The following is a 10,798-nucleotide window of genomic DNA, read 5'->3' as shown; positions in this document are numbered from 1 at the left end:
GGGCTGGAGGGAGTCCGAGACCCGGTCGTGGGCGGGCGGCGGGGCGGCGGCGGGCGCGGGGGGGGGGTTGGCCCGGGGGGGGGGGGGCCCGGCCCGCCGCGGGGGGGGCGGGCCCGCCGCACCGGGCCACCGTACCGGTCCGCTTCCCGCTCGCGCGCGGCGCACCCGGGCGGCCGGCGGGCCGTCGAACCGCGAGGCGCACGCCTGGGCACAGGTCACCGGCCCGCCGTCCCGGTCCGCGACCGGCTACGGCTCCAGCAGCAGGCGGGTGCCCGGCGGCAGCTCGCCCGCCCGGGCCGCGTCGCGCAGGTGCCGCAGCAGGGTCTCGCGCAGCGCGGCCGCGGCCCGGGTGAGCGGCACCTCGTGGCCGTGCGCGACGGCGATCGTCCGCCCCAGCCCCGGCCCGGCGAACGGGGTGACGGCCAGCCCCGAGCGGGCCGCCACCATGCCCGGCACCACGGCCGGCCCGAGCCCGGCCCGGACGAAGCCCAGCACCGCGTCCATCTCCCCGCCCTCCACCGCGAACTCCGGCTCGAAGCCGGCCTCCCGGCAGGCCGCCAGGGTCGCCTCCCGCACGTCGTAGCCCTCCCGGAACATCACCAGCGGCCGGCCGCGCAGCTCCGCCACCCGGGCCCGCCGGCGCCGTCCGGCGGTGGCGGCCCGGGCCACCAGCACCAGGTCCTCGTGCAGCAGCTCGGTGACGGCCAGGGCGGGCGCCGCCTCCCCGCTCGGCGGGGTGATGATCAGCGCGACGTCCAGCTCCCCCGCCGCCAGGGTCCGGACCAGGTCGCGCGAGCCGCCCTCGCGGACCACCAGCGCCACCCCCGGGTAGCGGTCCCGGAAGACCCGCAGGACGTCCGGGACCAGGCTGGTGCACAGGCTCGGCGGCGCCCCCAGCCGGACCCGGCCCCGGCGCAGCTGCACCGTCTCCTGGACGGCCAGCCGGGCGCTCTCGGTGTCCGCGAGGATGCGTCGGGCCAGCGGCAGCAGGGCGTCCCCGGCGTCGGTGAGGGCGATGTTGCCCCGGGTGCGGTGGAACAGCTCAGCTCCCAACTCCCGCTCCAGGGAGCGGATCTGCTGGGAGAGGGAGGGCTGCGCCACATGCGCCGCCTCGGCCGCGCGGGTGAAGTGGCGGGTCTCGGCGACGGCGAGGAAGTAGCGGAGTTGCTGCAGCTGCACCCGGCCAGGATAGGCGCACACCCCGGCGGGCACCCCAGCGCGCACCATAGCCAGTGGCTATCGTGGTGAGCCGCGGCATGTCTTGGACGTACCGTGGGACCCGTCCTTACCGTGGTCGCCATGACAACCGCGACTCGGACGGCCCGGCATCCGTCCACCCTGGTGACCCTGTGGCGGTCGACCGTCGGCAAGAAGGCGGTCATGGCCGTCAGCGGACTGGTCATGCTGCTGTACCTGGTCGCGCACATGCTGGGCAACCTCAAGGTCTTCTTCGGCCCGGACGACCTCAACGGGTACGCGCACTGGCTGCGCACCCTCGGGCAGCCGGTCCTGCACTACGAGTGGTTCCTGTGGATCGCCCGGGTCGGGCTGCTGGCGGCCGTCGGGCTGCACGGCGTGGCCGCGTACCAGCTCAGCCGGCGCGACCTCGCGGCACGCCCCAGCAAGTACGTGCACCAGCGGCGACGGGCGAGCTACGCGACCCGGACGATGCGCTGGGGCGGGGTGATCCTGGCCCTGTTCATCGTCTGGCACATCCTGGACCTCACCACGCTCACCGTGAACCCGGCCGCCGAGCACGGGCACCCGTACCAGAACATCGTGGCCTCCTTCTCGAACTGGTACAGCTGCGTGGTCTACATCGTCGCGATGCTGGCCCTCGGCCTGCACATCCGGCACGGGTTCTGGAGCGCCGCGCAGACCCTCGGCGCCAACAACGCCCGCCGGGACCGCGCGTTGAAGCTGACCGCCAACGGCCTGGCGCTCGTGCTGACCGTCGGCTTCCTGTCCGTCCCCGTGGCCGTGATGACCGGAGTGGTGAGTTGACCCCCTACAGCGAGTACCGCGTCGGCGACCCGGTCGCCGACACCAGCGCCCCCGCCGGGCCGATCGAACAGCGGTGGGACCAACGGCGGTTCGAGGCCAAGCTGGTCAACCCGGCCAACCGGCGCAAGCACACCGTGATCGTGGTCGGCACCGGCCTGGCCGGTGGCGCGGCCGGCGCGACGCTGGCCGAACAGGGCTACCACGTCGTCCAGTTCTGCTTCCAGGACTCCCCCCGGCGGGCCCACTCGATCGCCGCCCAGGGCGGGATCAACGCCGCCAAGAACTACCGCAACGACGGCGACTCGGTGCGCCGGCTCTTCTACGACACCGTCAAGGGCGGCGACTTCCGCGCCCGCGAGTCCAACGTCCACCGGCTGGCCCAGGTGTCGGTGGAGATCATCGACCAGTGCGTGGCCCAGGGCGTCCCGTTCGCCCGTGAGTACGGCGGCCTGCTGGACACCCGGTCCTTCGGCGGCGTCCAGGTCTCCCGCACGTTCTACGCCCGCGGCCAGACCGGCCAGCAGCTGCTGCTCGGCGCCTACCAGGCGCTGTCGCGCCAGATCGCCGCCGGCACCGTGGAGATGCACGCGCGCACCGAGATGCTCGACCTCCTGGTGATCGACGGGCGGGCCCGCGGCATCGTCGCGCGCGACCTGGTGACCGGGGAGATCAGCACCCACACCGCCGACGCGGTGGTGCTCGCCACCGGTGGCTACGGCAACGTCTTCTACCTCTCCACCAACGCCAAGAACTCCAACGCCACGGCGGTCTGGCGGGCCCACCGGCGCGGTGCCTGGTTCGCCAACCCCTGCTTCACCCAGATCCACCCGACCTGCATCCCGCGCTCCGGCGAGCACCAGTCCAAGCTGACCCTGATGAGCGAGTCGCTGCGCAACGACGGCCGGATCTGGGTGCCGAAGGCCAAGGGCGACACCCGGCCGCCGGCCGAGATCCCCGAGGCCGAGCGGGACTACTACCTGGAGCGGATCTACCCCGCCTTCGGCAACCTGGTGCCCCGCGACATCGCCTCCCGGGCGGCCAAGAACGTCTGTGACGAAGGGCGCGGCGTGGGCCCCGGCGGCCAGGGCGTCTACCTGGACTTCGCCGACGCCATCCAGCGGCTGGGGCGCGACGCGGTGGCCGCCAAGTACGGCAACCTCTTCGAGATGTACGAGCGGATCACCGCCGAGGACCCGTACCGGGTGCCGATGCGGATCTACCCGGCGATCCACTACACGATGGGCGGGCTCTGGGTCGACTACGACCTGCAGACCACCGTCCCGGGCCTGTTCGCGATCGGCGAGGCGAACTTCTCCGACCACGGCGCCAACCGGCTCGGCGCCAGCGCCCTGATGCAGGGCCTCGCCGACGGCTACTTCGTCCTCCCGCCGACCATCAACGACTACCTGGCCCGCAACCCGCTGCCCGCCGTCCCGGCCGACCACGCCGAGATCGCCTCGGTGGAGGCCGAGGTGGCGGACCGGCTGAACCTGATCCTCGCGGTCGGCGGCGACCGGACACCGGACTCCTTCCACCGCGAACTCGGCGCACTCCTGTGGGACGAGTGCGGAATGGCCCGCGACGAGGCCGGTCTGCGCCGCGCCCTCGACCGGATCCCGCGGCTGCGCGAGGAGTTCTGGCGCCGGATCCGGGTGCCCGGCACCGGCGAGGAACTCAACCAGTCACTGGAGAAGGCCAACCGGCTGGTCGACTACTTCGAACTGGCCGAGCTGATGTGCCTGGACGCGCTGCACCGCGCCGAGTCCTGCGGCGGCCACTTCCGGACCGAGAGCCAGACCGAGGACGGCGAGGCGGCCCGCCGCGACGACGCCTTCTCGTACGCCGCCGCCTGGGAGTTCACCGAGACCGGCACCGCCCCCGTCCTGCACCGCGAGCACCTCGACTTCGAGCACGTCCACCCCACCCAGCGGAGCTACGCGTGAACCTCACCCTTCGGATCTGGCGCCAGGCGGGCCCGGACACCCCCGGCTCGATGACCACCTACCAGGTCGGTGGGATCAGCCCCGACATGTCCTTCCTGGAGATGCTCGACACCCTCAACGAGGAGCTGATCACCCGCGGCGACACGCCGGTGGCCTTCGACCACGACTGTCGCGAGGGCATCTGCGGCGCCTGCGGCATGGTCATCAACGGTCAGGCCCACGGCCCCGAGCGGACCACCACCTGCCAGCTGCACATGCGGCACTTCACCGACGGCGACACGATCGACATCGAGCCCTGGCGCGCCGCCGCGTTCCCCGTCGTCAAGGACCTGGTGGTGGACCGCTCCGCGTTCGACCGGATCATCGGCTCCGGCGGCTACATCACCGCCCCCACCGGCAGCGCCCCCGACGCCCACGCGACGCCGGTGCCCAAGGAGGTCGCCGACACCGCCTTCGAGCACGCCGAGTGCATCGGCTGCGGTGCGTGCGTCGCCGCCTGCCCCAACGGCTCGGCGATGCTCTTCACCTCCGCCAAGGTCGTCCACCTCAACGTGCTCCCGCAGGGCGCGCCCGAGCGCCGGTCCCGGGTGCGCGACATGGTCGCCACGATGGACGCCGAGGGCTTCGGCGGCTGCACCAACACCGGCGAGTGCGCCACCGCCTGCCCCAAGGGCATCCCGCTGCCCAGCATCGCCGCGATGAACCGGGAGTTCCTCCGCGGCGCGGCCGGCTGACCGCTCCGCCGCCCGGGCGCGCGCGGTGGGCCCCTCCGGTCCTGAGCGACCACCACCCGCGCGTGCCCGGAGACCGGACCGAACACCTGTCGGGGCCTGCCGGGCCGGCGGGGCGTACGGGGCCGGCGTGCGCGCCCCGCACGGGTGGTGGTTGCTCAGGACCGGTGCTGTACGCGGGGAATTCGCGCTACGGTGGTCCCCGCGCCAAGGAGGGTCATATGCCCGAGGTTCAGTCCTGCTCCGGGTGTGGCGGGTCCGGGGGGACGCAGAAGACCGAGGCCACGGTCGAACTGGACGAGGAAGGGAGCATGGTGCCGAAGCTCAACACCTTCTGGTCGCCGTGCGGTCGGTGCCACGGATCCGGGACGGTGATCGTCGGATGAGGTTGGTCTTCGAGTGCGTCGAATGCGGCGGTCACTACCTGCCGCCGGAGAGCATGGTGTACCCGGACGGGCCCGCGTCGGCGCTCTGGTGCGCCCCCTGCCAGGCGCTGAACCGGGCGGCGGGGCTGCGTGAGGACCCGCTGCTGGCGCGGGTCGCGCTGGCCGGGGCCCGGGCCGCACTGGCCCGCCGCGCCGCCGACGAGACCGGGCCCGCGCGGGTGGACGTCCGGCCGTCCCGGCCACCGCTGTCGCGCCGGGCGCGGTCCGGTCCGGGCGCGGTGCGCACCAAGCTGGCCTGAGCCGGGCCGTCCCGGCCCGCCCGGCCGCCTGCCCACCCGCCCGCCGATCAGAACAGCGCCTCCTGGGTGTCCGGCTCCTCCGGACGCGCCCGGGGGCTCACGGTCAGGCCCGAGGACGGCCGGCCGGCCACCGGGCCGAGCGTCCAGCCGGTGAGCCGGCGGGTGTCCAGCAGCAGCGGTTCGGCGCCCTCCGGCTGGTCGAGCAGCAGGTACCGCCCGATCGGCGGCCGCAGCCGCCCGGCGACCACCGCGCCGGGCGCCAGGGCGTCGATCCGCCCGTAGACCGCGGGCGCGCCCTCGGCCAGCCCGTAGATCCCGACGTGGTCCACCACCGGGTGGTCGGGCAGCAGCTCCACCCCGTGCCCGTCGAGCAGCCGATGGGCGCGCGAGCGGGCATCGGCGAGGAGCGCGCGGCGCTCGGCGGCGTCGCCGGGGCGCCACCAGTGCGGCGTCTTCACCCGGCCGGTGAACCGCTCCCGGGCCAGCCCCGAGGCGGCCACGGTGAGCTCCGCCCGGCGGACGGCGGGCAGCGCCCCGCGGGCGGCGAACGTCCAGGCGAGCGCACCCTGTTCGAGCAGCCGGGCGGTACCGCGCTGCTCGGCGGTCAGGCCGACCTTCAGCAGCCCCGCGCCGAACCAGGCCAGGTAGAGCCGGTAGGTGCGCCCGTCGTCGAGGATCTGGTCCCGGGCGAGCGCCAGCCCGCGGTCGACGCTCTGGCAGGCGGCGCACTGGACCGCGCCGCCGTCCGGCTCGATGACGGCGTGGTGCGGGCAGGGCGTGCGCTCGGTCGCCCCCACGAGCCAGGCGCCGGTGCAGCGGCGCGGGCCGGCGAGCAGCCACCCGACCTCCGTGCCCGGCTCCACCACCCGCTCGTGCACCCGCCGCCCCTGGACCGCGGTGAGCACCGGCTGCCCGTCGTGCCAGTGCAACCCGGTGCAGACCCAGCCGCCGGCCGCCTGCCGCGGTACGTTCACGCCCACCTCCCGTCCGAACCAGCGAGGCTACCCGCTGCCTCCGACAGTGCGCCGACGGGCCGTGCCCGAACCACCCCGCGCGCCACCGGCCCGCCCCGCCGGTCCGCGCCCGAAGCGGTGATCACCCGTACGCGTGGCATCCGGCCGGGGCCTCCCGTCGTTGCTCCGGGCATGAGCCATCCGAACCCGCCCCGAGTCCTGCACATCGTCTCCGCTCCGCCCGAAGGCACCCCGCGGACGGCGGAGTTGACGCAGTCGTGGGACAGCAGCGCGGCCGAGCTGGCCTCCGACGCCCTGGACGCGCTGCGTACCGTCGAGGTACCGGTGGGCGCCCTGCGCGCCGCTCTGCTGATCCTGGCCGACCTCGTGCGACGGCCCGGGGAGAGCGAGGAGATGCGGGCCGCCGCGCGCGAGGTGTGCGGCGTCCTCGTCGGGCTGACCGACGCCCTGACCGCCTGACCGGGCACCCGGCGGGACGGCGCGCGGCCGCCCGCCGTACCCCCGGGGGCATCGAGCGGCGGCCGCGGGACGGGGTACGGTCCGGCCATGATCGACAGCGCCCACGGGCCGAACCCCGCTCCCGACCGCACCCCCGGCCCGGTCACCCCCGACGACCTCGCGCTCGTCCTGCGGCTCGCCGCCGAGGCCCTGGACGGCGCGCCCGCCGACGCCGACTGGTCCCGGCCCGCCGGGGCGCTCGGCTGGGACTGCTGGACCACCGTCGAGCACCTGGCCGACGACCTGGTCGCCTACGCGGCCCAGCTCGGCCCGCGGCGCCCGCCGCGGGACCACTACGTGCCGTTCCGCTCGGTCCGGCTGTCCCCGGGCGCGCCGAACAGCTTCGTCTACGCGCGGCGCGACAGCGGCCCGGCCGGGCTGGTCCAGGTCCTGGAGGCGAGCGGCGCGCTGATGGTCGCGATGGCCCGCACGGCCGCGCCGGACACCCGCGCCCACCACCCGTGGGGCCTCGCCGACCCGGCCGGGTTCACGGCGATGAGCCTGGTGGAGACGCTGGTCCACCTGCACGACGTCACCCAGGGGCTCGGTCTCCGCTGGGAGCCGCCGGCCGGCGTCTGCCACCGCACGCTCGCCCGGCTCTTCCCCGACGTACCGCTCGACCCGGCCGCCGGCCCCTGGCCGACCCTGCTCTGGGCCACCGGCCGCGGCGAGCTCCCGGGCCGCCCCCGGCGCACCGACTGGCGCTGGTACGCGGAGGTCCGCGCCGCCGGGTAGCCCCCGGCATTCCCTCCGCCGGGAATTGGCGCGGTGCCCGGATCCGGCCAGGATCGGCCGGAGCCGGGGACCTCCGGCGCGACCCCGGCGGAAGCGGACCGCCATGCGCGCTTACCGTCTCGACAGTCCCGGCCGCCCCGACGGCCTGACCCCGCACCACGGCGAGCCGGCCGAGCCCGGACCCACCGAGGCCCTGGTGAACGTGCGCGCCGCCGCGCTCAACCGACGCGACGCCCTGATCCGCTCCGGCCGCTACCCGCTCCCGGCCCGGCCCGGCGTGGTCCCCCTCTCCGACGGCGCCGGCGAGGGGGTCTCCGTCGGTGCGCGGGTGACCCGGTTCCGGGTGGGCGACCGCGCAGCCGGGCCGACCTGGAGGCGATGCTCCGCGCGGTCGGGCAGCACGGGCTGCGCCCGGCGATCGGGCGGGAGTTCGGCTTCGACGAGGCGCCGGACGCCTACCCGCACTTCCTGGCCCGGGAGACCGTCGGGAAGGTCGTGATCCGGGTGGCCGGGTGACACCGGACCGCCCCGGACGCCGTCGCAGGTCATGGGCGCTTGGCCGGTTCCCCCGTCCACGTTCTATTGTGGCGGGCGCGGCGGCGGCGCGGCCGGGAGGCGGCGCGCGGGCGCGGCCGGGCGCGAGGCGAAGGGGTGGACGGTGGCGGGGCGGCGGAACGACGGTGTGCTGGCGGTCTGGGCGGAGACGCAGCGACAGGAACAGCGCCGGGAGGAAGCCCGGTGGCGCGCCCAGGCGGCCGAGCAGCGCCGGCGCGAACGCGAGGAGCGCGAGGCCCAGCGGGCGGCCGCCCGGGGCGAACGCGAGGCTTTGCGGGCGTACCAGCAGTCGCGGGAGGCGGAGGCGCTTCGGCAGACGGCCGAACTCGACGGCAAGGTGCAGGAATTGAGAGGGCTCCTGGCGGCCGGGCTGGGCCGGGCGGCGTTCAGCCCGCAGGCCCTGCTGGCGCCCCGTGCGCTCCCGCCCTTCGAGCCGGGCCGGCTCGGCGAGCCGGTGCCGATGCCCGATCAGGCGCACTACCAGGTGCCGCCGCCCGACCCGGTGCAGGCCCGCAACCCCGGGGTCCGGCAGCAGTACGAGCAGTACCTGGCGCAGGCCCGGGCCCGGTTCGAACAGGACTGGTACGCGGCTCAGGCGGCCGAGGCGGACCGGCAGCGCCGGCTGGCCGAGTACCACGGGCAGTACCTGGACTGGGTCGCCCAGCACCGCCGCCAGGACGAGGAACGGGCCACCCGGACGCAGGAGTTGCTGCGCCGGCTGCGCTCCGGTGAGCCGGCGGCGGTGCAGGAGTACTTCACCGCCGTGCTGTACGCCTCGGCGGGCTGGCCGGAGGGTTTCCCGCACCGGCTGGTGGCCGCCTGGGAGGCGTCGACCCGCCAACTGGTCGTCAACTGGGAACTGCCCGGCGCGGACGTCGTCCCGGCCGCCGCCCGGGTGCGGTACGTGAAGTCGGACGACCGGGAGGCCGAGGTGGCCCGACCGGCCACCGAGCGCAAGGCCCTCTACCGGGAGGTCCTGGCGCAGAGCGCGCTGCGGGTGGTGACCGAGCTCTTCCGCGCGGACGCGGACGGGCTGCTGGCGTCCGTGGTGCTGAACGGCTTCGTGCACGGCATCGACCCGGCGACCGGCCGGGAGGCCGAGCGGTTCCTGTCGACGGTCACCGTGGACCGGCCCGAGTTCGCCGGGCTGGCGCTGGACCGGGTGGCGGCCGTGGAGTGCTTCCAGGGGCTCGGCGGCGTCCTGTCGGCCCGGCCCGAGCGGCTGGACGAGGTCCGGCCGGACCGACTGCCGGAGACGGTCGGCGGCAGCCTCGCCGGGCAGGGCGGCGAGGACGAGCCGGACCTCTTCGCGATGGACCCGATCGAGTTCGAGGAGCTGATCGCCGAACTGTTCCGGCTGCGCGGCTTCCGGGTGATGACCACCGCGCGCAGCGGGGACGCCGGGGTGGACGTGGTCGCCGAGGACCTCGACCCGGTGACCGGCGGACGGATCGTCATCCAGGCCAAGCGCTACCGCTCGACGGTCTCGCCGACCGCCGTCCGGGACCTCGATTCCACGGTGCGCCACCACGGCGCGATCAAGGGCATCCTGGTGACCACGGCCGGCTTCGGGCCCGGCTCCTACGAGTACATCCGCAACAAGCCGCTGACGCTGGTGAGCGGGCCGGAGCTGGTCGAGCTGCTCGCCGAACAGGGCCTGCGCGGGCGGCTCGGCGACGGTGCGGGCGCGGGCGGTGCGGGTACGGGCGCGGCGGCCCGCGCCGGGGGCGGCGGCTCCGCGGACGACGCCCACCGGTCCGCCGACCGGTCCCCCCGGGGGGCGTCCGCCGGGGCCGGCGACGCGGAGCCGGAGGACCGCCCCACCAGCGTGCGGCTCTCCTGGCAGAGCCGCACGGCCGGCGGCGACGCGGTGGAGCTCGACGTCTCCGCCTTCCTCTGCGCCGGCGGCCGGGTGGTCAGCGACGAGCACTTCGTCTTCTTCAACAACCCGCAGGACCCGGACGGCGCGGTCCGCCTGCACCCCACCCGCTCGAAGCCGGGCGAACCCGTCCGGGAGGCCGAACTCAGCCTGCACCTCGGCCGGCTGGCCGCGCACGTGGACGAGGTCGCGGTCACGGTCTCCACCGAGGAGGAGGAGCCGCCCGCGCTGCCGCTCGGCTATGTGCACGGGCTGGCCGTGGCCACCGCGTTCGGCCCGGGCGCCGCCGGACCGGAGCGCTGGACGGCCACCACCGCCGGGGTCCCGGACACCGCGCTGGTGATCGGCTCGTTCCACCGCACCGGCGGCGGATGGCAGTTCACCCCGGCCGGGGCGGCGGTGGCCGGCGGGCTGGCCGGGCTCGCCCAACGCTGGGGCGTCGCGGTCGAGTAGCCCGGCCCGGGCGTCGCGGTCGAGCGACCGGCCGAACTGTCGCGGTCGAGCGACCGGCCGCCGCCCCTCGGCGCGGGCCTCGGGGCCGGTGTCATACCTGAGGAGGACCGATCCCCCCGCCGGGCCGCCGGGACGGCGGGGGGCCGCCGTCCCCGCGGGCGACAAAGCGGACCCGGACCGATTGGGAGGATGGAACGGAACCCGATCATCCGTTCCGTCCCCGCAGGAGTTCCCCCGTGACGATGTCCGCAACCGCCGTCCGTACCGGCCGGGCGGCCGCCCGCGCCACCGGCCTCAACAAGGTCTACGGGGACGGGGAGACCCGCGTCGTCGCCCTCGAC

Annotated in this window: 11 protein-coding genes and 1 pseudogene; 10 read left to right on the top strand and 2 right to left on the bottom strand. The window is 75.7% G+C overall.

Features of this window, described 5'->3' with window-relative positions:
• Positions 1-246: 246 nt before the first annotated feature.
• Positions 247-1,179, bottom strand: coding sequence for a LysR family transcriptional regulator (locus ACFXHB_RS35510; protein WP_380579557.1), 933 nt, complete (start codon positions 1,177-1,179; stop codon positions 247-249).
• Positions 1,180-1,299: 120 nt separating this feature from the next.
• Here ACFXHB_RS35510 and ACFXHB_RS35505 point away from each other — a divergent pair, with 120 nt between their 5' ends.
• The 5 genes from ACFXHB_RS35505 to ACFXHB_RS35485 all read left to right on the top strand — a co-directional run bounded on the left by ACFXHB_RS35505 (position 1,300) and on the right by ACFXHB_RS35485 (position 5,363).
• Entirely contained in the window at positions 1,300-2,004 is a 705-nt protein-coding gene (locus ACFXHB_RS35505; RefSeq protein ID WP_380579555.1) for a succinate dehydrogenase cytochrome b subunit, read from the top strand.
• Positions 2,001-3,947, top strand: coding sequence for a fumarate reductase/succinate dehydrogenase flavoprotein subunit (locus tag ACFXHB_RS35500; protein WP_380579553.1), 1,947 nt, complete (start codon positions 2,001-2,003; stop codon positions 3,945-3,947). Before ACFXHB_RS35505 ends, ACFXHB_RS35500 begins: the two co-directional genes overlap by 4 nt.
• A complete protein-coding gene (locus tag ACFXHB_RS35495; protein WP_380579551.1) occupies positions 3,944-4,681 on the top strand; it encodes a succinate dehydrogenase/fumarate reductase iron-sulfur subunit in 738 nt (245 codons plus the stop codon). Before ACFXHB_RS35500 ends, ACFXHB_RS35495 begins: the two co-directional genes overlap by 4 nt.
• A gap of 218 nt (positions 4,682-4,899) precedes the next feature.
• Entirely contained in the window at positions 4,900-5,064 is a 165-nt protein-coding gene (locus ACFXHB_RS35490; protein ID WP_380579549.1) for a hypothetical protein, read from the top strand.
• The gene (locus ACFXHB_RS35485) at positions 5,061-5,363 is read left to right on the top strand and encodes a hypothetical protein (RefSeq protein WP_380579547.1); all 303 of its coding nucleotides are present in this window, start codon (positions 5,061-5,063) and stop codon (positions 5,361-5,363) included. The genes ACFXHB_RS35490 and ACFXHB_RS35485 overlap by 4 nt, the downstream gene beginning before the upstream one ends.
• Positions 5,364-5,410: 47 nt before the next feature.
• Here the strand turns inward: ACFXHB_RS35485 and ACFXHB_RS35480 are convergent, their stop codons facing one another.
• Positions 5,411-6,337 carry a DUF2797 domain-containing protein gene (locus ACFXHB_RS35480; RefSeq protein WP_380579545.1) on the bottom strand — a complete coding sequence of 309 codons (927 nt, stop codon included), beginning with the start codon at positions 6,335-6,337 and terminating at the stop codon, positions 5,411-5,413.
• A 171-nt stretch (positions 6,338-6,508) separates the two neighbouring features.
• On the opposite strand from ACFXHB_RS35480, the gene ACFXHB_RS35475 reads away from it, so the two are divergent.
• From ACFXHB_RS35475 to ACFXHB_RS35455, 5 genes and pseudogenes are all read left to right on the top strand, one after another.
• Positions 6,509-6,796, top strand: a complete 288-nt coding sequence (locus tag ACFXHB_RS35475; RefSeq protein WP_380579543.1) for a hypothetical protein — start codon at positions 6,509-6,511, stop codon at positions 6,794-6,796.
• An 87-nt stretch (positions 6,797-6,883) separates the two neighbouring features.
• Positions 6,884-7,570, top strand: coding sequence for a maleylpyruvate isomerase N-terminal domain-containing protein (locus ACFXHB_RS35470; RefSeq protein ID WP_380579541.1), 687 nt, complete (start codon positions 6,884-6,886; stop codon positions 7,568-7,570).
• A gap of 103 nt (positions 7,571-7,673) precedes the next feature.
• Positions 7,674-7,916 (top strand): annotated as a pseudogene (locus tag ACFXHB_RS35465) (alcohol dehydrogenase catalytic domain-containing protein); the annotation flags it as partial.
• 32 nt (positions 7,917-7,948) lie between these two features.
• On the top strand, positions 7,949-8,086 hold the full coding sequence (locus tag ACFXHB_RS35460) for a hypothetical protein (protein WP_380579539.1): 138 nt from the start codon (positions 7,949-7,951) through the stop codon (positions 8,084-8,086).
• A gap of 142 nt (positions 8,087-8,228) precedes the next feature.
• Positions 8,229-10,457: a restriction endonuclease gene (locus ACFXHB_RS35455; protein WP_380579537.1), complete on the top strand. Its 2,229-nt coding sequence runs from the start codon at positions 8,229-8,231 to the stop codon at positions 10,455-10,457.
• Positions 10,458-10,798 lie beyond the last annotated feature (341 nt).

The sequence above is a fragment of the Kitasatospora sp. NPDC059327 genome (assembly GCF_042752535.1).
Taxonomy (GTDB): Bacteria; Actinomycetota; Actinomycetes; order Streptomycetales; family Streptomycetaceae; genus Kitasatospora.
Note: the sequence above shows the minus strand (reverse complement) of the source record. Positions and strands in the feature narration are given on the sequence as shown.